The organism is Niallia sp. 01092, from assembly GCF_052318935.1.
In the GTDB taxonomy this organism is placed as follows: domain Bacteria; phylum Bacillota; class Bacilli; order Bacillales; family Cytobacillaceae; genus Niallia.
In genome coordinates this window covers 128,070-150,001 of sequence record NZ_JBQRKO010000002.1, presented here as the reverse complement: position 1 = coordinate 150,001, position 21,932 = coordinate 128,070, and the positions used below count along the sequence as shown (strand labels likewise).

18 protein-coding genes are annotated in these 21,932 nt (G+C 35.7%); 14 read left to right on the top strand and 4 right to left on the bottom strand.

Annotated elements, in window-relative coordinates; all coding sequences use genetic code 11:
• Nucleotides 1-350 precede the first annotated feature (350 nt).
• The 10 genes from panB (at nucleotide 351) to ACTXGU_RS02610 (ending at nucleotide 13,153) form a co-directional block, all read left to right on the top strand.
• On the top strand, nucleotides 351-1,187 hold the full coding sequence (gene panB, locus ACTXGU_RS02655; protein WP_443479945.1) for a 3-methyl-2-oxobutanoate hydroxymethyltransferase: 837 nt from the start codon (nucleotides 351-353) through the stop codon (nucleotides 1,185-1,187).
• A complete protein-coding gene (gene panC, locus ACTXGU_RS02650) occupies nucleotides 1,184-2,050 on the top strand; it encodes a pantoate--beta-alanine ligase (RefSeq protein ID WP_443479944.1) in 867 nt (288 codons plus the stop codon). The genes panB and panC overlap by 4 nt, the downstream gene beginning before the upstream one ends.
• A 16-nt stretch (nucleotides 2,051-2,066) precedes the next feature.
• Entirely contained in the window at nucleotides 2,067-2,450 is a 384-nt protein-coding gene (gene panD, locus ACTXGU_RS02645) for an aspartate 1-decarboxylase (RefSeq protein WP_443479943.1), read from the top strand.
• Between the two features lie 946 nt (nucleotides 2,451-3,396).
• Nucleotides 3,397-6,180, top strand: a complete 2,784-nt coding sequence (gene dinG / locus ACTXGU_RS02640; protein ID WP_443479942.1) for an ATP-dependent DNA helicase DinG — start codon at nucleotides 3,397-3,399, stop codon at nucleotides 6,178-6,180.
• A 428-nt stretch (nucleotides 6,181-6,608) separates the two neighbouring features.
• The gene (locus tag ACTXGU_RS02635) at nucleotides 6,609-7,091 is read left to right on the top strand and encodes a cell wall elongation regulator TseB-like domain-containing protein (protein WP_443479941.1); all 483 of its coding nucleotides are present in this window, start codon (nucleotides 6,609-6,611) and stop codon (nucleotides 7,089-7,091) included.
• Between the two features lie 36 nt (nucleotides 7,092-7,127).
• Nucleotides 7,128-8,315: a pyridoxal phosphate-dependent aminotransferase gene (locus tag ACTXGU_RS02630; RefSeq protein ID WP_443480165.1), complete on the top strand. Its 1,188-nt coding sequence runs from the start codon at nucleotides 7,128-7,130 to the stop codon at nucleotides 8,313-8,315.
• 809 nt (nucleotides 8,316-9,124) lie between these two features.
• Complete coding sequence (gene asnS / locus ACTXGU_RS02625; RefSeq protein ID WP_443479940.1) at nucleotides 9,125-10,435, top strand: asparagine--tRNA ligase; 1,311 nt, start codon at nucleotides 9,125-9,127, stop codon at nucleotides 10,433-10,435.
• A 320-nt stretch (nucleotides 10,436-10,755) separates the two neighbouring features.
• A complete protein-coding gene (locus tag ACTXGU_RS02620) occupies nucleotides 10,756-11,457 on the top strand; it encodes a DnaD domain-containing protein (protein ID WP_443479939.1) in 702 nt (233 codons plus the stop codon).
• Between the two features lie 518 nt (nucleotides 11,458-11,975).
• Nucleotides 11,976-12,632: an endonuclease III gene (gene nth, locus ACTXGU_RS02615; protein WP_443479938.1), complete on the top strand. Its 657-nt coding sequence runs from the start codon at nucleotides 11,976-11,978 to the stop codon at nucleotides 12,630-12,632.
• Entirely contained in the window at nucleotides 12,632-13,153 is a 522-nt protein-coding gene (locus tag ACTXGU_RS02610) for a YpoC family protein (RefSeq protein WP_443479937.1), read from the top strand. The genes nth and ACTXGU_RS02610 overlap by 1 nt, the downstream gene beginning before the upstream one ends.
• A gap of 41 nt (nucleotides 13,154-13,194) precedes the next feature.
• Here ACTXGU_RS02610 and ACTXGU_RS02605 read toward each other — a convergent pair whose 3' ends face one another.
• Nucleotides 13,195-15,891 (bottom strand): PBP1A family penicillin-binding protein, encoded by a 2,697-nt coding sequence (locus ACTXGU_RS02605; protein ID WP_443479936.1) that lies wholly within the window; start codon nucleotides 15,889-15,891, stop codon nucleotides 13,195-13,197.
• A 44-nt stretch (nucleotides 15,892-15,935) separates the two neighbouring features.
• Nucleotides 15,936-16,544 (bottom strand): Holliday junction resolvase RecU, encoded by a 609-nt coding sequence (gene recU, locus ACTXGU_RS02600; RefSeq protein ID WP_443479935.1) that lies wholly within the window; start codon nucleotides 16,542-16,544, stop codon nucleotides 15,936-15,938.
• Nucleotides 16,545-17,119: 575 nt separating this feature from the next.
• Here recU and ACTXGU_RS02595 point away from each other — a divergent pair.
• The 3 genes from ACTXGU_RS02595 to ACTXGU_RS02585 all read left to right on the top strand — a co-directional run bounded on the left by ACTXGU_RS02595 (nucleotide 17,120) and on the right by ACTXGU_RS02585 (nucleotide 18,574).
• Nucleotides 17,120-17,377, top strand: a complete 258-nt coding sequence (locus ACTXGU_RS02595) for a hypothetical protein (protein ID WP_443479934.1) — start codon at nucleotides 17,120-17,122, stop codon at nucleotides 17,375-17,377.
• A 60-nt stretch (nucleotides 17,378-17,437) separates the two neighbouring features.
• Nucleotides 17,438-17,821, top strand: coding sequence for a YppE family protein (locus ACTXGU_RS02590; RefSeq protein ID WP_443479933.1), 384 nt, complete (start codon nucleotides 17,438-17,440; stop codon nucleotides 17,819-17,821).
• 228 nt (nucleotides 17,822-18,049) lie between these two features.
• The gene (locus ACTXGU_RS02585; protein WP_443479932.1) at nucleotides 18,050-18,574 is read left to right on the top strand and encodes a YppG family protein; all 525 of its coding nucleotides are present in this window, start codon (nucleotides 18,050-18,052) and stop codon (nucleotides 18,572-18,574) included.
• Nucleotides 18,575-18,722: 148 nt separating this feature from the next.
• Here ACTXGU_RS02585 and ACTXGU_RS02580 read toward each other — a convergent pair whose 3' ends face one another.
• Nucleotides 18,723-18,878, bottom strand: coding sequence for a YpzG family protein (locus tag ACTXGU_RS02580; RefSeq protein ID WP_443479931.1), 156 nt, complete (start codon nucleotides 18,876-18,878; stop codon nucleotides 18,723-18,725).
• Between the two features lie 132 nt (nucleotides 18,879-19,010).
• Nucleotides 19,011-19,487 (bottom strand): Hsp20/alpha crystallin family protein, encoded by a 477-nt coding sequence (locus tag ACTXGU_RS02575; RefSeq protein ID WP_443479930.1) that lies wholly within the window; start codon nucleotides 19,485-19,487, stop codon nucleotides 19,011-19,013.
• A gap of 177 nt (nucleotides 19,488-19,664) precedes the next feature.
• Between ACTXGU_RS02575 and ACTXGU_RS02570 the strand changes: the two genes are divergently transcribed.
• Nucleotides 19,665-21,929, top strand: coding sequence for a DEAD/DEAH box helicase (locus ACTXGU_RS02570; protein WP_443479929.1), 2,265 nt, complete (start codon nucleotides 19,665-19,667; stop codon nucleotides 21,927-21,929).
• Nucleotides 21,930-21,932 lie beyond the last annotated feature (3 nt).

The following is a 21,932-nucleotide window of genomic DNA, read 5'->3' as shown; positions in this document are numbered from 1 at the left end:
TAGATGAGTGTCTAGCTCCGGCGCCTAGCCCCTGTGAAAGTAACCTCTTGTCTCTAAAAGTAAAAAACACTTTTTGAGCCAAGAGAACATTTTTCTTCGCGACTAAGCAAGGTGCCTACGCTTTTCATATCTGCCTAGATCCTAAAAGGACAAGGACAGAGGGAGGAAACGAAAAAATCAAAGTAATGAGGCTGTCCCAACAGCATAAGACCATATCTATATTAGGAAAATAATAACAATAGTTGTTTGGTTATTGTTGTATTTTTGCTGATTGGATAAGGCCGAATTAGTTGGGAGAGCCTCTTTTGTTGTGTTTTTGTACTACCCTCTTCCAAATAAAGGAGGAAATAATGAAATCAACAACACACTTTTTAAAAATGAAACAACAGAAAGAAAAAATTAGTATGGTAACAGCCTATGATTATCCCTCTGCAAAACAAGTGGAAAATGCTGCGGCAGATATGATCTTAGTTGGCGATTCATTAGGAATGGTTGTTCTTGGATACGATTCGACGATTCCTGTAACAATGAACGATATGATCCATCACGGCAAAGCGGTAAAACGTGGTGCGAAAAATACTTTTATCGTCATCGATATGCCTTTTATGAGTTATCATCTTTCTGAAAGAGACACTTTATTAAATGCAACGAAGCTTATTCAAGAGACAGGTGCAAATGCTGTTAAACTTGAAGGAGCCGATGATGTGATTGAAAAAATAAAACTGTTAACAAATGCAGGAATACCTGTGATGGCACATTTAGGATTAACTCCTCAAACAGTTGGCGTATTAGGCGGATACAAAGTCCAAGGAAAAAACCATCAAGAAGCAAGTGCCTTAATAGAAAATTCAGTAAAATGCGAACAAGCAGGCGCATTTGCTGTTGTGTTAGAATGTGTTCCGATGCAGCTTGCAAAAGAGATCAGCAATAAGCTGCAAATTCCAACGATCGGAATTGGGGCAGGTGTTGATACAGATGGCCAAGTCCTTGTTTATCATGATCTTGTAACGTATGGGGTTGAACGAGTGGCTAAATTTGTAAAACAGTATGCTAATATAAATGAACCGATAGAAAAAGCATTAAAACAATATATTAATGAAGTGAAAACAAGTGATTTTCCTGAAATGAAACATAGTTTTACGATGAAAGCAGAAGAACTGAGTCGTCTTTATGGGGGAAAACAATGAATATATTAACAAAAACAAAAATAGTAACAACAACAGAGGAGCTGCAAAGATTAACAACAACGCTTAAAAAAGAGCAGCTAGTCATTGGTTTTGTACCAACAATGGGTTATCTTCATGAAGGGCATCGTGCTTTGTTAAAGGAAGCAAGAGCAAATAATGATATTGTGATATTAAGTATATTTGTTAATCCGTTGCAATTTGGACCTTCAGAAGATTTAGATTCTTATCCAAGGGATTTTGAGCACGATAAACTTGTTGCGTACGAAGAACAAGTAGATTATCTCTTTTATCCAACAGTGGAAGAAATGTATCCTTCCTCCCCTTCGGTAACGGTAAAGGTGCAAACTAGAACAGATGTATTATGCGGCCGCACGCGACCTGGCCATTTTGATGGGGTTGCAACCGTATTAACGAAGCTTTTTCATTTAGTTCAGCCGCACCATGTGTATTTTGGACAAAAAGATGCACAGCAAGTTGCAGTAGTAGATGGATTAATTAAAGACTTTCATTTTCCGACGGAACTTGTAGCAGTGCAGACAGTTCGGGAAGAAGATGGTTTAGCAAAAAGTTCAAGAAATGTTCGCCTCTCTCCAGCAGAAAGAAAAGAGGCAGGCATTTTATATCAAACACTTGCCCTTGCAAGAGAAGAGTTAATAAAAGGAAATCATCAAATAGAACAGCTTATCAATACTTTAAAAAACAAAGTAGAAATAGAATCAAGCGGTATTGTTGATTATTTGGAAATATTAACTTATCCTGACTTGCAAAAAATAGAGCAGCTTGATGGTAAGATCATTGTAGCAATCGCTGTACAATTTAAATCTGCCAGATTAATTGATAATATAATTTTTGATCTTAATTAGGGGAAGAGGTGTAAACATGTTTCGAACTATGATGAACGGAAAAATTCATCGAGCAACCGTCACAGAAGCTAATTTAAATTATGTCGGCAGTATTACAATCGATGAAGCAATATTGGATGCGGTTGGAATGGCAGCAAATGAAAAAGTTCAAATTGTCAACAATAATAATGGGGCAAGATTAGAAACATATATCATTCCGGGAGAACGTGGAAGCGGCACAGTCTGCTTAAATGGAGCTGCTGCAAGGCTAGTTCAAGAAGGAGATATTGTTATTATCATTTCTTATGCATTAGTAGCAAATGAAGATGTTCACGATCATCAACCAAAAGTAGCGATTATGGATGAACATAATAAAATAAAAACATTGTTGCACCAAGAGCCTGAAAAAACAATTATGTAAAAAGCAGGTAGCAATAAAGTGAGCAAGGTCTGTTCTTTAAGGGCAGACCTCTTATATTTTTGCTGTAAAGATGGAATAATAACTCAAACTTCGCAGTTATAAATTCCTCTTCATGTATTGTCATAACTTGGTTTAGAGCTAATTAGAAAAGAGTGATTGAATAGTCTTTTAGGGTGTTTTTTTGCAAATATTATTCCTTACAAATAGGGGCTTGCTTTCCGTTTCAGGATGCTCGCTTTCCGTGGGGCGTGCGATGAGCCTCCTCGGCGCTTGCGCCTGCGGGGTCTCATCTAACCCGCTAATCCCACAGGAGTCTCGCACCTTCCACTTCAATCAAGCCGTTTTATTAATTAGTTGCTGTCGTTGAACTGGTAAAAACACCCACTTTATAGAAATAGACTCAAGCGGCACATTTTGGTAGAACAACGTTGAATAATAACATGAAAAAAATCAACGCTACTATTGTTTAGCAATAATACCTTATGAAATTCGAAAACAAGAACTTATTTTAAAACAAGTTGCTTGTAACGGAGGGTGCGAAGACTCCTGCGGGAAATGTGGGAAGGCTGAGACCCCGCAAGGCAAAGCCGAGGAGGCTCAGCTCCCACCCCGCGGAAAGCGAAGCAACCCGTAGTGGAAAGCAACCTCAACAATAAAAAACAAGCCTTCCTTTTTATTGTTCTAAACCAAGTCCTATCAAGATTTGCAAACGAATTTGAAGGTGCGAAGTTTGAGTAATAAGAAGTAATGTAAAAGAATTTAATTGTAAGCTTTTTATGATGTTCATACGGACGAAGTGTATTCAGGCTGCGATTCTAAAAGCAACATTCTATACAAAAACAGCCTAAATCACAATCGAATTTAACAGGTCAAATAAAAGTAATATCTTTTCCTTTTTTCGATTTTATGTTACCTTTTGAATGACTGAAAGTAAGAGGTGGATGTAATGGAGAATAAATTTGTTGTAATTGATTTAGAAACAAACGGCAATTCTCCAAAAAAAGGGGATAGAATGATTCAATTTGCTGCTGTTGTAGTTGAAAATGGGGAAATTGTGGAAGAATTTTCATCATTTATTAATCCTTTACAACCAATTTCGCCGTTTATAGAAGAATTAACAGGGATAAATGATAAAATGGTCGAATCAGCACCATTATTTAAAGAAGTAGCGGACAAAATTTCTCTTTTGCTAAAAGACGCCTATTTTGTAGCACATAATGTTTTGTTTGATTTATCCTTTTTATCAGAAGAATTGCAATATGCAGGATATGAACCGTTTTATGGACCGGTTTTAGATACAGTAGAATTAGCTCGAATTTTATTTCCGACTGCAGATAGTTATAAATTAACCGATTTGGCAGTTCAAGAGGGAATTGATCATACAAGACCTCATCAGGCGGATAGCGATGCCTACGTAACAGCAGAATTACTTCTACTTTTATTAAAAAAAATAAAAAGCTTGCCTTTGCAAACGATTAAACAGTTAAAAAGGCTTAGTGGTTCCTTAAAAAGTGATGCTGATTTATTGTTGGAAGGGATTATAGATGAAAAACAAAAAAAGGTCGAATACATACCAGAACATATAGAAATCTATCGTGGATTAGCATTAAAAGTCCAACATAATGAAAAGGTCCAACATAATCACTCAAATAATTCAGCCCCATTTGCAGCAGAACAAATGGATGAAGCAATGAGTATAGCGCTTCCTTTTTATCGGAAAAGACAAGGGCAAATAAATATGATGGAAACGATCTATCAAGCATTTGAACAAAATCAACATAGTTTAATTGAAGCTGGGACGGGGATTGGAAAATCATTAGCGTACTTAATTCCTTCGGCCTATTTCGCAGTAAATAATCAGAAACAAATCGTTATTAGCACGTATACGACCCAATTACAAGAGCAAATAATCCGAAAAGACTTGCCGCTATTAAAACATATATTACCATTTTCTATTTCTTATACGATATTAAAAGGAAGAAACCATTATATTAGCCTGGATAAATTCGAAGTTTCCCTTTGTGAACAAGATGATAACTATGATATTATTTTGACTAAAATGCAAATTCTTATCTGGTTAACAGAGACATCAACAGGCGATAAAGATGAATTAAATCTTTCAAGCGGCGGCGTCATTTATTGGGATAAAATAAAAAATGATGGGAATTTCTCATTATCTATGTCAAAAGCATGGGCTCCAAAAGATTTTTATCGTAAAACAAGAAATGCTGCACAAAAAGCGCAGTTAATTATTACAAATCATGCGCTTCTTTTAAAAGATTTAACTACTGAACAGAAGTTGCTTCCTACATATGAATATGCCATTATCGATGAAGGACATCATTTTGAAAAAACGGCAACGAAGCAGTTTGGATATCAGCTTCCATATGTAGCAGCCAAATTAAGTATAAACGCAATTGGAACATTAGAACAAAAGCAATATTTCTATCAGCTGCAATTATTAATAGCTTCCGAGGACAAAAAAAATAAGGGTAAATATAATCAACTGTTTCATGATTTACAAGCAGAGCTAGAAGAATTCTTTCGTTCCCTTTTACGATATGCGAAAAAAAATGGACGGAAACATGCTGTCATAAAAACTAGCTTTCGCTTAAAAAGCGATGGATCAAAAGAATGGAATCATTTACGAAGTGTTGCAGAAAGATTAGTATTTCTTTTTAAAGATTGTCATGCTGCAGTTACAGAAACAATAAATGAATTAAAAAGTTTAAATGAAGTAATATCATCCAAGCAAGTAATGCTTGTAGAAAGAATTACAGCTATTCAAAAAGAATGGGACGATTATATGAACTCCCTTCGCAACATTTTTTTACGAGAAGAAGATAATATTTCCTGGTTGGAAGCAGATTTAAAAACGTATCCAAATAACGCTGTTTTATATGCACAGCCATATTCTGTTGCAGGCAGGTTGCAAAGAGATTTTTTCACACAAAAAAGCAGCATTATATTTACTTCTGCGACCATGTCAGTAAATAACTCTTTTCATTATTATGTTGATTCATTGGGATTAACAAATAGTCATTATGTAGAGAAACAAATTCCTTCCCCTTTTCCATATGAAAAGCAAGTAAGATTGTTCATACCAGAAGGGGTGCCGGAAATTAATAAGGTGCCGTTAGAAGATTATATTGTATCTATTACAGAACATATCATCCGGATAGCGGAAGCGACAAATGGAAGAATGTTAATCCTTTTTACAGCTAATGACATGCTGCGTAAAACGTACGATTTAATGAAAGAAAGTGGTTGTTTAGAAGACTACGCCATTTTAGCGCAGGGCATTACAACGGGAAGCAGAATGCGATTAACGAGAAATTTTCAACGGTATGATAAAGCAATTTTGCTTGGAACAAACAGCTTTTGGGAAGGAATCGATATACCAGGCGAGGATTTAACATGCTTAATTATGGTTCGTTTGCCATTCTCATCACCTGATGATCCGCTTACGGAAGCAAAAAATGAACAAATTAAGCAAAATGCTGGAAATCCATTTTTAGAAAACAGTTTGCCTGAAGCGGTATTACGATTTAAGCAAGGATTCGGCCGCTTAATTCGTACAGAACAAGATAAAGGGTTTATTGTCGTTTTTGACAGGAGAATTATTACTACTTCTTACGGAAAAACGTTTTTGCAATCCATTCCTGCAGTCCCTGTAAAAACAATGCCGCTAAATGAAATGATTGGCATTATTAAAGAATGGTTATCGTGAAAAGCTGCTGTACAAAACAAGATGAGGAAATGAATAAAAAAATTTAATCGTTTTGCCTAATTTCAACCTAAAATTGTTCCTTTCTGTTCAGGTATGCTGTTATAATAACTGATGAGTATAAACAATTTATTTACATGAAATGGGTTAAAATATAAAATTAATCATATAAAACAACTTTATATGGATGTTGAAATACAAACGTATTTTTTTAGGCTGTTTTCGTATAGATTATTGCTTTTAAATTCGCAGGCTGAATACACTTCGTCTGTTTAGCGAGCGTCGAGCCTCCTCGTCTTTCTCGCATTCCCACAGGAGTCTACGTGAATTCAGCCTGCTGAGTACTTCTTTTCGATTTTTTATGTGCAAAACAACAAATTTTGAGAAACAGCCTATGACAATAGAATGAATAAAAAGAAGTGATGAATTAGATGAAAAAATGGATTTGGATACTGGCTATTGTTTCCTTTATTATAATTGGATTCGTAATAAATATTTATTTAAACGCTGTGGAACCAGTAAAAGCGGCAAGCTCTGAGGCTGAAACGATTGCCAAAAAGGAAGCAGATATACATACAGTAGATAATTTTACTCTGTTTCACGGAACAGATAAAAACACTTATTATATTGTAGAAGGAAAAAATAGCAAAAATGAAAACATGATTGTTTGGATTGAAGAAAAAAACCATACAATTACTGTTAGAAAACAAAAAGATGGGATAACTAAAAAACAAGCGATTAATAAATTATTAGCGAAAAGATCACCAGCGAAAATAAACACTGTTCGCTTAAGCATGATACGAGGCATTCCATCTTGGGAAATTAATACTCATTCAGATAATAATTTAATAAATTATTATTATTTAGATTTTGAAACAGGTGAAGAATTACTTTTAAATATTGAAAATATATAATTCAAAGGTTTTGGTTGGAGGAGAAAGTACATGAATATTCAATTGGCACAACGAGTTAATGCATTAACACCATCTACTACTTTAGCAATCACAGCAAAAGCAAAATCATTAAAAGCAGAAGGCTATGATGTAATCGGTTTAGGGGCGGGCGAGCCGGACTTTAATACACCGCAAAATATTATTGATGCAGCTATTAATAGCATGAATGAAGGACAAACTAAATATACTGCAGCTGCAGGTTTACCAGAATTAAAAGAAGAAATTGTCCGTAAATTTCAAAAAGATCAAGGATTAGATTATGAAGCTTCACAAATCATTGTTACAAATGGTGCAAAACATGGATTATACACATTGTTTCAAGTGTTGTTAGATGAAGGAGACGAAGTAATCATTCCTACGCCATTTTGGGTTAGCTACCCTGAACAAGTAAAGCTTGCAGACGGCGTTCCAGTTTATGTGGATGGATTAGAAGAAAATGAGTTTAAAATTACACCAGAACAATTAAGACAAGCAATCACAGCAAAAACAAAAGCAGTTATTATTAACTCACCAAGCAATCCAACGGGTATGATTTATACAGAAGAGGAACTAAAAGCAATTGGAGAAGTTTGTTTAGAGCATAATATTTTGATTATATCCGATGAAATTTACGAAAAACTTGTATATGGGGAAGCTAAGCATGTTTCAATCGCTACTTTATCTCCGCAATTAAAAGAAGCTACTATCATAATAAATGGTGTTTCGAAATCTCATTCCATGACAGGTTGGAGAATTGGGTACGCAGCAGGAAATAAAGACATTATTACTGCTATGACAAACTTAGCAAGCCATAGTACATCAAACCCTACAACAACAGCACAATATGGTGCAATAGAAGCATACAGAGGGTCACAAGATGCGTTAACAGAAATGAATCAAGCATTTCAGCACAGACTGAATATTATCCATCAGAAATTGACAGAAATTCCTGGGTTCTCTTGCCTAAAGCCTAAAGGTGCATTCTATTTATTTCCAAATGCAAAAAAAGCTGCTGAATTAACTGGCTATAAAAATGTCGATGAATTTGCTGCTGCATTATTAGAGGAAGCATTAGTTGCGGTAATTCCTGGATCCGGTTTTGGTACAGACGACTATCTTCGTTTATCATATGCTACTTCTTTAGAAAATTTAGAAAAAGCAGTAGATCGCATTCATCAGTTTGTTGAAAAAAAGATTGCGAAATAATAAATTAAGCTTTTTTAACGAACAATAGTTTTTTACAGAAGACTCTGTTAAACGATAATGTTGTTTATAGGAAGGGAGTGGATTCCCTGACCATTTGAAAATCAACAATGGAATTTAACAGAGCCTTACAGAAAAACATTTATCTAGAGGGTATGCCAAAAGTTATCATTGTTGGCATGCCCTCTTTTGTTGATTGTGCTTGATAAGAGGAGTATAATATTATGATAGAAAAGTATTAAAAGGTAGACAATTCCTTGTGAAAAATAACCATTTTCCTTTAAAAAGCAGGCTATGTTAAAGTTCATTGTTGATTTTGGCACAATGTTGATAGGAGTGGAAGGTGTGAGACTCCTGTGGGAAAAACGGGTCAGATGGAGAACCCACAGGCGCACAGCGCCGAGGAAACTCCCGGACCGCCCGCGGAAAGCGAACGCCTCTCGCTGCAATCAACAGGCAAGTTTGACAGAGACCCCCATGCTAATAAAAATTCGCACCATGGGGGATGAAAATAAGTAGTGTTCATTCAGCGTGAGGATAGAAGGAGTTAGAGCTAAGAATGATGTTGGTTTGGAGAAGCGTTCGCTCGACTCCTGCGGGATTAGCGAGACAGGCGAGACACCCCGCAGGAGCAAAGTGACGAGGAGGCTCGGCGCTCGCCCCGCGGAAAGCGAGCGATAAGCTTCGGAAAACCTCTTTTAACCGAGCTTATTTTCAGGGTAGCCAAAAAGTAAAAACACTTTTTGTGTCATGAGAACATTTTTCTTCGGGGCTAAACAAGTCGCTTCCGCTTTTCTTTTTACATAATTGTTATGGGGGAGTATATTGTGATTAAATCAACTATTGCTGAATTACCTAAAAATGTAGATAAAGAAGTAAAAATAGGTGCTTGGATTGCAAATAAGCGTTCAAGTGGAAAAATTGCCTTTTTACAGCTTCGTGATGGTACAGGTTTTGTACAAGGGGTTGTCGTAAAAAGTGAAGTAGCAGAAGAAGTTTTTCAAGCAGCAAAGACAGTCACACAGGAATCTTCTGTTTATGTTACTGGTGTTGTTCAGAAAGATGAACGCTCTCCATTTGGTTACGAGCTGCTTGTAAAAGCTGTCGAAGTAATCCAAAGTGCAGTTGATTACCCAATTACTCCAAAAGAACACGGTACAGAATTTTTAATGGATAATCGTCATCTATGGCTTCGTTCTAAACGTCAACATGCAGTGATGAAAATTAGAAATGAAATTATTCGTACAACGTATGAGTTTTTTAATGAAAATGGGTTTGTAAAGGTAGATCCGCCAATCTTGACTGGAAGTGCGCCGGAAGGTACAACAGAGCTGTTTGCCACAAAATATTTTGATGAAGATGCTTATCTTTCACAAAGTGGCCAGCTTTATATGGAAGCAGCGGCAATGGCTCTTGGAAAAGTGTTTTCCTTTGGACCAACTTTCCGTGCTGAAAAATCAAAAACACGCCGTCATTTAATTGAGTTTTGGATGATTGAACCGGAAATGGCTTTTTGTGAGTTTGAAGATAATTTAGTCGTACAAGAACAATATGTTAGTTACGTCGTGCAATCTGTATTAAAAAATTGTGCATTGGAATTAAAAGCGCTGGGCAGAGATCTTTCGAAGCTAGAAAAAATTCAAGCACCATTTCCGCGAATCAGTTACGATGATGCTCTAGAGTTTTTACATCAGCAAGGTTTTAATGATATCAAATGGGGAGATGATTTTGGAGCTCCGCATGAAACTGCTATTGCCGAGAGTTATGATAAACCCGTCTTTATTACGCATTATCCGACAACATTAAAGCCATTTTATATGCAGCCGGATCCAAATAACGGAGATGTCGTTTTATGCGCCGATTTGATTGCACCAGAAGGATATGGTGAAATTATTGGCGGATCAGAACGTATCCATGACATGGACTTGTTAAACAAGCGATTAGAAGAACATCAGCTTGATTCAGAAACGTATAAGTGGTATTTGGAATTAAGAAAATACGGTTCTGTACCACATTCTGGATTTGGACTTGGTTTAGAAAGAACAGTTGCTTGGATTAGTGGAGTAGAGCATGTTCGTGAAACCATTCCTTTCCCAAGATTACTAAATCGTTTATACCCATAAAAGGGTAAAAGTGAAAAGGAAGAATTTACTTTATATTCCTCTAATAAACAAGGAATATTAGTTAATTCTTCCTTGTTTATTTTCTGTCTAGCTCCAGCGCCTAGCTCTTGTGAAAAATAACCCCATGCCTCTAAAAGTAAAAAGCACTTTTTGAGTCATGGGAACATTTTTTTTCAGAGCTGTTCAAGGCGCTTGCGCTTTTCTTATTTGTTCCACTCATTAATATCGACAAATATGGAGATTGGTGATGCCAACAATTGCTTACTATTACATATTACAAGCATTTGGATGACATGATATACTGTATTAGAGGTGTCTGTATGAATAAAACAATTATGCTAAAATGGTTGCAAGAAGGAAGCATCAATATCCCGACAACACTTTTAGCACATTATAAAATACTTAAACTGAATGAAAAGGAATTAGTGTTATTGCTGCAAATTTTTTCCTTTTTTGAAAAAGGGAATAATTTTCCTACTCCGATGGAACTTGCTGCTTTTATGACGATAGATGCAATGGAATGTCATGAAATGTTAAGTCAGCTTATTAAAAGAGGTTTTCTAGAAATTATAGATGGGAACAATGAAAAGGGCATTCGCTATGAACAATATTCATTGGAGCCATTATGGAATAAGCTCATTGATGTATACTTGCTGATAACGAAAAAAGAAGATGCGCAGCATACAAAAAAGGAAGAAAGTGATTTATACGCATGTTTCGAAAATGAGTTTGGAAGACCTTTATCTCCTTTCGAAATTGAATCGTTAAGTATGTGGCTGGATGATGATCAACACGAACCTGTTATCGTCAAGGCAGCATTAAGAGAGGCTGTCATTTCAGGAAAGTTAAATTTTCGCTATATAGACCGTATTCTATTTGAATGGAAGAAAAACGGGATAAAAACAATACAGCAAGCGAAAAGCTACGGGAAAAAATTTAGACAAAATCAAAGTGCTATGAAATTACAAGAACAGCCAACAACAAGTAAATCAGTGCCATTTTTTAATTGGCTAGAGCCTTAAACAAACTATTTTACAGTTTAATTTTTTGAGGATCCACAGGATTCTCTTCTTTGCTGTAGGCTCTGTTAAACAATAATGTTGTTTATAAGAAACGGGTTGACAAGACCCACAGTGAGGTACGAGCGAAGGCTTGAAAGAATGTCCGCGGAAAAGGAGTGGATTCTCTGACCTTTTGAAAATCAACAATGGAATTTAGCAAATCCTTACTTTACTGTAAAAAGGAGCAAAAAATTAAATGGCTATTTAGAAGAATACAAAAAAATTAGAAAGGCTGTTTTCTCAAATTTTGTTGTTTTTCACATGAAAATGGGAAAAGAAGTACTCAGCAGGCTGAATACACGTAGACTCCTGTGGGAATGCGAGAAAGACGAGACCCCACAGGAGCGTATGCGACGAGGAGGCTCGACGCTCGCCCACGGAAAGCGAAGTGTATTCAGGCTGCGAGTTTAAAAGCAACAATCTAATCTATACGAAAACAGACATTAGAAAAAATAGGGCAAAAGATATGGTGGAGGAATATGTTAAAAAAAGCTGAAATTAGATTATGTTTAGACACAATGGGAGATATGTTTCCCGATGCACATTGTGAGTTGATTCATTCCAATCCATTTGAATTAGTTATTGCGGTTGCATTATCTGCACAATGTACCGATGCACTTGTAAATAAGGTGACAAAAAACTTATTTCAAAAATATAAAAAACCGGAAGACTATTTAAATGTATCATTAGAAGAATTGCAGCAAGATATAAGATCAATTGGACTTTTTAGGAATAAAGCAAAAAATATTCAAAAATTATGCCAAATGGTAATAGAGAAATATAATGGAGAAATTCCATCAGACAGAGATGAATTAATAAACTTGCCAGGTGTGGGAAGAAAAACGGCAAATGTTGTTGTTTCTGTCGCATTCCATATACCTGCCATAGCAGTGGATACACATGTTGAAAGGGTAAGCAAACGATTAGGATTTTGTCGTTGGAAAGACTCGGTTTTAGAAGTAGAAAAAACATTAATGAAAAAAATTCCGATGGAAGAATGGTCGGTAACCCATCATCGATTAATATTTTTTGGTCGTTATCATTGCAAAGCGCAAAATCCACAATGTACAGAATGTCCATTGTTGACTGTTTGCAGAGAAGGGAAAAAAAGAATGAGAAAAATAGGTGTGACGTAATGGGAAAAGCATTTACATTAACATTGCCTTCGTTTCTACGTTACGATAACCTTGATGTACCAACGGAATATCTGCTTCATAACATTTCTATATTAGAAACTTTTCAACTAAATGTCCCCTTTATTCATGAAGCTGCTTTTTTTCAGCAAATAAAAACATTTAAGCCCTGGGAAAAACAAAATATAGAATTATGTGTTACCGAAACAATAAAACAATGGCAAACGCTGAAAGAAGAGATAGGCATAAGTATCAAAAATGAACATAAACAAGAAACTCGTATAAAGATGATACAAGGTATAGGATACTTTTTGCAAAGTTTATATTGGACAAACGAGCTTCCTGTATCGTTTGAAAGTGGTTTAATAAGCCAAGAGATAAGCATAAAGCCGATTAATGTAGGAGAAAGACTTACATTTATTCTATCAAGGTTAAATGGCTACCATTCTTTTAAGCAATTAGAAGCATTATTTATGGAACTAGAAAAACAATTTGCGATAAAAAAAATCAAAAGAAAAAGCTGACGCAAAGTCGAATCTTTCGACTGACGTCAGCTTTTTTTGTGTTATCCTCCAGTATTCCCATCAATATTATTAGTAGGTGTTGACTGATCTCCATTGTTGTTTTCATTATTTGTAGGGCTATTGGTGTTATTTTCTGGGCTGCCATTAGGATTATTGTTCCCATTCCCATTGTTGTTGTTATTATCAGGGTTGTTTCCATTGCCATTTTCATTCCCGTTTCCATCGCCATTTCCGTTGCCATTGTTATCAGGATTATTGCCATTATTGTTGTTTTGGTCCTGATTATCAGTCGGCTGATTATCTTCGGGATTCGTATTGTCATCTCCGATTTCGTCTTCATCATCAACGGGCTGTTCCTCTATTTCTTGCTGAGGAACGGCTACACTTGCTGTAGCTGGATCACTGGATTGATCCTTTTTAATTGCTTTAACAGTAAATGTATAGTTGCTGCCAGGTGCCGGTTTGGGAATTTTTAAACTTGTATCTTGTGTTTCGGTTAATTGTTCTTCAGCGCCTCCATTAACACTAACAGTGACTGCAAATTTAGCGTCTTTTTTGTCACCATAATTCCAAGAAAGTTCTATTTCATCATTGTCTTTATTATATTGTGCAGAAAGATTTGTTGGTGCACTAGGTTTATTATATCTCTCGGAAACTTGGCTCGGAATATTTCCTTTTACCGCATACTCTGTAAGAATTTGATCTTTTGGAGTATAGGATCCTGCAAGCTGTGCAGGAAATGTACCTTTTTCAATATAAACTGTGTCAACACTAGCTGGTTTAGTGAAATCAGCTGTTTTCACATCTTTTGAAATATATTGCATCACATTTTTAAAGATCTGTTGGGCTACTTTTTGATCCATTCCTGGGTCAATATAATTTTTACGTGTTTCATATCCGGTCCACACTGCCATCGTAAAGTTTGTTGTATATCCTGCAAACCATGCGTCTGGAACTGCCGTACTTGTTGGAATTTGATACTCAGACAGCTCTTTATCTGTATAGTTTGTTGTTCCTGTTTTACCGGCAACCGGCAATCCAGGGACATTTGCATAGGTCCCAGTACCGTAGGAAGAGTTTACGACATCTTTTAACATATCAGTGATTAGAAAAGCGGTGTAATCTTGCATAACCACTTTTGATTCTGGTTCCATGTTTATTTTTGATCCGTCTTTTAACGTAAAGGAAGTAACAGCATGCGGCTCATTATAAACGCCTTCGTTGCCGAAAGCACTGTATGCTCCCGCAAGTTCTTTACTGGTGACCCCATTTTTAAGTCCACCAATAGAGTATGCTTCTTGAATATCATCTAAAGGAATGCCGAGATTTACAGCGAAATCCTTTGCTTTATCCTTCCCAACTTCTTTAAATGCCTCTAAGGCTGGTATATTTCTTGATTGTGCCAACGCGCTGCGCATCGTCATAGAACCTAGGTATTTTCCATTCCAGTTTTTAATAGGGGTGCCGTTAGAATAGGTTGTTGGTTTATCTTCTAACGTATGATATGTTCCCCATTTTAAATATTCGATAGCAGGACCGTAATCAAGGATTGGTTTAATCGTGGATCCTGGCTGGCGTTTTTGTTCTGTTGCATAGTTAAAGCCAAATTTAACTTTAGGATCACGGTCACCTCCTATTGCTAAAATTGCTCCTGTTTTTGTGTCTAATAATGTAATTCCAGCTTGAAATTTTTCATCTGGAAAAGGAACAATTTTGTTTTCATACATAATTTTATCTACATATTTTTGTGCTTTCGTATTGATTGTTGTTTGAATAGATAAGCCATCTGTATAAACATTAATATCAGGATATTTTTTTTCTATTTCCGCAATAGCTTCTTTAATAAAAGAATCATAAGGAAGTTCTGTGCTTTTTCTTTCTTTTTTCGTTAAAAGAGTATTAGTAACAGGTACTTTTTGTGCTTCTTTCATTTCTGCTTCTGAAATATAACCGTGCTGATGCATTAATGACAGAACGATATTGCGTCGTTTTTCGGCACGCTCTGGATTATTAAATGGGTTGTAGGCATTTGGCGCCTGCGGCATTCCCGCAAGAAGTGCTGCTTCCGGCAATGTTAATTCATCAAGTGATTTTCCGAAGTATATATCAGCTGCCGTTTTAACACCACTGACATTTTCAGACATAAAAATTTTATTCACATACATTTCAAAAATTTCTTCTTTTGAATACTTTCTTTCTAACTGAATAGCAAGCCACGCTTCTTGTGCTTTACGAGACAGCGTTTTTTGCGGCTGATTAAAGAAGAAGTTTTTCACCACTTGCTGTGTAATCGTACTTGCTCCCTCCGCTCCAAATCCTTCTTTAACATTAGCGACAACGGCACCACCTAATCGAATTGGATCAATGCCATGATGTTTAAAAAAGCGGGAATCTTCTGTTGCAATAAAAGCATTTTTGACTAAATCAGGTATATCTTTATAATCGACATAATCTCGATTAACAGCTCCAACTTTCGCAATTGGTTTTCCTTCTGAATCATAAAATGTAGAGGAAATGGAGTCCTTTAAAGTCGCTTCATCCAGTTTAGGAGCGCCTTTTACCATGATGCCAAATGTAATAGCTCCCCCAATCATCCCAATAATTCCTATTGTTATTAACGTTAAAAAAATCTTTTTAAAAATTTGTTTGCCGTTTTTATTCTTTTTTGATGTTGATTTCTTTTTTACAGATTGGAGCCTTTTTCGGCGCTCCTCTCTTGTTTCATATTTTTCTGCCATGTTCTTTCCTACCTTTCTAGTATGCAAAACAATCAAAAGCTGTATCAATCGAAATGATAAAGATAATCTATTACTTTAATATAGTCAATTCTCGGCTGAAAACCAAGTGATATGGGATGACCATGTGTTGCCAATTCTTCTTTTGTTATCGATTTTCTTCCTCCTTGGTTCATTCTATGCCAAAATTTTATCAGTTTTTCTGCTTCTAGGTAGAAGATTTCGTCGGTGGATGAAAAACGAATAAGGACAAAACAAATACCCATTTGTTTTTCGACTAACATTATATGATTAATTTGGTGATCGTGAAAGTTATTTAATGGGAATGAAGTGGAGGATTTCGTTTCCTTTGCTTCAAAATCAATATATTTTCCACGGTAGACACCATTATAATCAGTAGTTGAAGCTTGTTTAAAATAGGCTTCTTTAATAACTGCTGCACTTCTTTTCGGATAATTCACTTGAACGATTTGAACGGGAGTTGGTTTTTTATGAATGACCGCTTTCCCAATTTCTAAATAAAATTGATTGGTGACATTAATGTCCTCTTCTAATGTCATCCCTCTATTACCGTAGTTATGTTTTTTTTTCGATGTGTTTTTCGTTTGTTCAGCAATGGGAGTATATTTTTTCCCATTTGGGTAATGAAGTTTCATTTTATCACCTCTTTTTGCTGCCAGCAAAACAATATAAGTGTTTTCTAACAACAAACAATATTATCATATAGAGCTTCTTAGAAAAAGTGACTTATATGGCAGGTATTTTTCATTATTTTGGTTCAAAAGCTAACGAAAATTAGCCAAAAAGATCCAAGCAATCCCCAATAAATATCAAGAACGGAAACTTTTTGTCACTATTATACCGTAAAAAAAGAATGTTCATTGTATTTTATTGCGAGTCAAAGTTCAAGAGTCCTTTACATCATTCGACGAATTTATGGGCACTTATGTTTCATTTTTTTATTTTTTTCAAATTTTACCATTCGAGTGAAGGAAATAAGTAGGAACGTTTGGTTTATTTTTCCCATACATGGTCGTAATCATTATGGTCGTATATATTCCATTAGAAACAAGATTGTTTCAATAATATATAAGCTATTCGTGTCGAATTCCGCTATTGTTTTGGGGAATCCGTTCTTTCTTTGACGAATCACTTCTAGTTTTGTCAATGGTGCAGGTGCAAACCGAATCACCTCGAACATATTTAGTATCAAAGATGGGAGGGGATTGAAATGAAGGAAGTATATAATAAAGAAGAGCTTTTAAAAATACTTAAAACGATGAATGATGAATTGGAAGAGTTAGACATTATGATAATGGAAATACAGGAAAAGAAAAAAATGGAAGTAGAAGAACATCTTATTCATCTAAATACATTGGAGTCAGCTTTTTCTGAATTTGAGCAAAAATGGATGGAGGAAGCTAGAAAGATAGAGAAATTCCAAAAAATAAAAAGAAAAGCAATTTTTAAACTTGAACTAGGTTCATGATTTCTCTAAAATAACTAACATAGATACAACAAAGCATTTATAGGAAGCAGTGAACAATAAATGGATAACGATCATCAGTTAAAAGAAGATACAGTAAGGCTGGCGGAAGCAGCTGAAGATTTAATAAGAACATTTCATCAAGTGAAAACAACAGGAGAAGCAAAAGATTTTTATGAAGTAGTGCACCCTTATGCAAATAAAGTGAAGCAGCTGAACGATGAATGGAAAGAACTTGCATTAAAATGGGTAAATGACAAAAGGCCAGTATATCTTAATGGTGCCCAAATACTTTCAGCATCCGATCATATTGAAATAATCTCCATTCAGGCATTTTATCCGGAAACGAGTAAAAAAAGATTTCTTGATGCAGCAAAATCTGTACAATATATACTTCAAGCGTTATTAAATGAACTAAATAAAGGTGGCAAAACTGGTGAACAATAGATGTGCTTTATTATTAGTTGACATCGGGATTCATCTTAGCTGTCTATAAAATGTTCAAAAAATAAAGAAAGCCAATCTGCAAACCTTTAGGCTACCTAGAAGAGCCTTTGTTGGCAGTTTTTTTTTGCGGTTTTTTTCTTGGCTAAACCCAGTGTTGTTATTTGCACCAGCTAGGCATTTTATTCATAGGATAGAGAAGGAATTACTTTTGGAGGAGGATATGTTTAAATGAACATAGCACGACGACCAAATTATTTGCCATATTTAAATAGGACTCCATCACATATAAATAATGGTTCGGCAGCTTATCCATACTTGAACAGCAGACAATATACCCCTTATATGAATGTTCCAATGTGGAATGGATCTATGGAAAATATGCATCCATATTACGGCCAGCAGATGACGTTGCCTGGAACATATGGAAATTATGAACAACCATATTTTCATCCGCAAAATAACTATCCTAAATCGTCTCATGATGTATTTCAGAATCCATTGCAATATCAAAATGAATCGTATATATCAAATGCTCCAAAAAATAATTACCAACAAAGCTATATGAATCCATATCCAAAGCAATCATTTATTCCCAAAAAACAAAGTGGAATGCAAAACATCATGAATTCATTTAAATCACAGGACGGTTCTTTTGATTTTAATAAAATGATGGATACTGCTGGAATGATGATGAGTGCGATGAACCAAGTTACTGGACTTGTAAAAGGGGTAGGAGGAATATTTAAAGTATAATACCATTAGTAAAAGGATAAGAGGGCATCCTCCAAGCATAGCTTCACACATATGTGAAGTGTTTTGTTTAAGGAGGATGCCCTCTTTTTCTAGTTTCTTGTCCTAACCATCGGTGTGCTCCTGCATTCCTAATAAAACAAAATTTGTTTTACATATATCGGTATGCTCTTGCATTCCTTCTTAAAATAAAATTGGGTTTAGACATTTCGGTATGCCCGTTTACTTGGGAACTTGCCCGTTTTGGTCTTGTCCAATTATGATGAAAAAGGGAAGAATGAGAATCTAACTGTTCTTTGTAGCTCATCTAATCACCTCGGAAGTAGGGTTTGTAAAGAAGCTAGTGATACTCTAATAACTGTTTGTCAGTAGAACAGTCATTAGAATATCACTAGTAGTATATGCATCATATTCTTTTTTAAACGAACATCTTTTTTTATTACTTTTCATCAATACTTATTTTTTTCCCTTTTTGTTTCGGGATGCTGATAGAAAGCAATCCATTTTGGTACGAGGCTTTTACTTTATGTTCGTTAATAAGATAAGGTAATGTAACGGTTCTGCTGTTCCTTTTATAAGTTTGGGTGGATCGGAATAAATTTTGTTGTTTGTTTTCTTCGGTTATTTGATCATGGTAGTTTACACTTATCGTGATGTGGCGGTCATACACATCAATAGTAATTTGTTCTTTATTAACCCCCGGCAATTCAGCAGTAATAATATTTGCAGTTTCTGTTTCTTTTATCGAAAGCGGGAATGCCATATTTGGAAAGGGGTTGTTGAAAAAATCATCCATGCTTTGCAGAAAATTTTTTACTGGTTTTTCTTGAAAGAAGGTATTCATTGATTGAATAATCCCCCCAAATGGTTCTGTTTTATCCTTTTTGTTTGGATCAATTGGGAAGTTTTTAGACAATGCTGTCAACTCCTTTTTGAAACGTTTTTTTGATTATTTTATGCGAAAAAATGGTCGATGTGCCTAAAAGTAACACTATAGTCGCCAATTCAAAAAAATTCATTCTATTAAAGGATAATACCTCTTTAAACAGGAACGTTTATTCGGTAAAATGGAATATATAAGAGGTGAAAATACATGAAGGTTCGAAAAAATCTCCAAGCATTTATTGCTGATTTAAATAATATGGAAGAATATAAAGACAGGATTGCCTACTGGCATACAATCGAAGCAAAAGATGCTGAAACTGTTCCTCTACCTGAAGGCTTATCACCTAAAATCCAATTTGCTTTGCAAAAAAGAGGCATAACTCGTTTATATACGCATCAAAAATCTGCATATGAGGAGGTTAAAAAAAATAACAGCTTGGTTGCTGTAACACCTACTGCATCTGGAAAAACACTTTGTTATAATTTGCCTGTTATTCAATCGATAACAGAAAATGAACAAACGCGAGCGTTGTATCTTTTTCCGACAAAAGCGCTGGCTCAAGATCAAAAAAGTGAATTGAATGAATTAATAGAAAGTGCAGAATTACAAATAAACAGTTATACATATGATGGAGATACCCCTTTTGCTATCAGGCAAAAAGTAAGGAAGGCAGGGCATATTGTCATTACCAACCCAGACATGCTCCATTCGGCTATTTTGCCTCATCATACAAAATGGGTGAGTTTGTTTGAAAACTTAAAATATGTCGTGATTGATGAGCTCCATATTTATCGCGGTGTATTTGGCAGTCATGTTGCAAATGTTCTTCGCAGACTGAAAAGAATTTGTGCATTTTACGGCAGCAATCCAATCTTTATTTGTACTTCCGCAACCATTGCGAACCCGCTGGAACTTGCTGAAAACTTAACAGAAGAAAAAATGACATTAATTAATAACAACGGTGCTCCAAGCGGCAAAAAGCATTTTGTTTTTTATAATCCGCCGATTGTAAACATTCCTCTTAATATAAGGAAAAGCGCTACGTTGGAAGTAAGAAGACTAGCGGGCGAGCTATTAAAAAATAAAATTCAAACGATTATTTTTGCGAAAAGCCGTGTGAGAGTCGAAATTTTATTGACCTATTTGCAAGAATTGGTGAAATACCAATTGGGACCAAAAGCAATCAGAGGCTACAGAGGCGGATATTTGCCTACAGAAAGAAGAGATATTGAAAAGGGATTAAGGCAAGGCGATATTTATGGAGTAGTAAGCACCAATGCATTGGAACTTGGTGTTGATATCGGACAATTACAAGCTTGCATCATGACAGGGTATCCAGGCACGATAGCGAGTTCTTGGCAGCAGGCAGGCAGGGCTGGACGAAGACATGATGAGTCCTTAGTAATCATGGTGGCTAGTTCGAGCCCCTTAGATCAATATATGATCGCAAATCCTGAATACTTTTTTAATCGAAATCCAGAAACTGCCAGGATTAATCCGGATAACTTAATCATTTTAATTGATCATATGAAATGTGCGGCATACGAACTGCCTTTTCAAAAAGGCGACTCATTTGGTACGTGCGAAATTACAGAAATACTCGAATATTTAACAGAAGAAAGAGTGCTCTTTCAAAATGGGGATAAGTGGTATTGGATGAATGATTCTTTTCCAGCGCATAATATCAGTTTGCGGTCCGCCTCACAGGAAAATGTCGTGATTATCGATATTTCTGATGTCAGCAAATCAAGAGTAATCGGGGAAAGCGACCGATTTTCTGCGATGACATTGCTCCATGAAGAAGCAATCTATTTGCACCAAGGCATTCAATATCAAGTCGAGAAACTAGATTGGGAAGAAAAAAAGGCGTTTGTCAGGGAGGTTAGTGTCGATTATTATACAGATGCAAATTTAGCTGTTTCATTAAAAGTACTCGAAGTGGATGAACTGAAAAAAGTGGAAGAAGTGGAAGTTGGGTATGGTGATGTCAGCATTACCGCAATGAGCACGATTTTTAAAAAAATTAAGTTTGAAACACATGAAAATATCGGTTCAGGCCCAATAAGCTTACCTGAAGAAGAGCTTCATACAAATGCAGCGTGGATTTCATTTGATCCCAATAATCTCCCAATTAATGATGATCGAACCGAACAAGGATTACTTGGTGCTGCCCATGCTTTAAAGCATATTGCCCCATTATTAGTAATGGCTGATCCAAGTGATATTCAGGTAGTTCCGCAAGTGAAAGCACCACATAATGAAAAAGCGACGATATTTTTTTATGATCGTTATCCTGGCGGAATCGGTTTAAGTAAGAAATTATATGAAGAAATGCCAATGGTGTTAAAAGAAGCAAAAAAAATGATCAAAAATTGTTCCTGTCCAAATGGCTGTCCATCTTGTATTGGTTTGGAAGGTATAAATGATGATCATAAAAAAGAGGTGCTGAACATTCTTTCTTTGTTCAAGTAACAC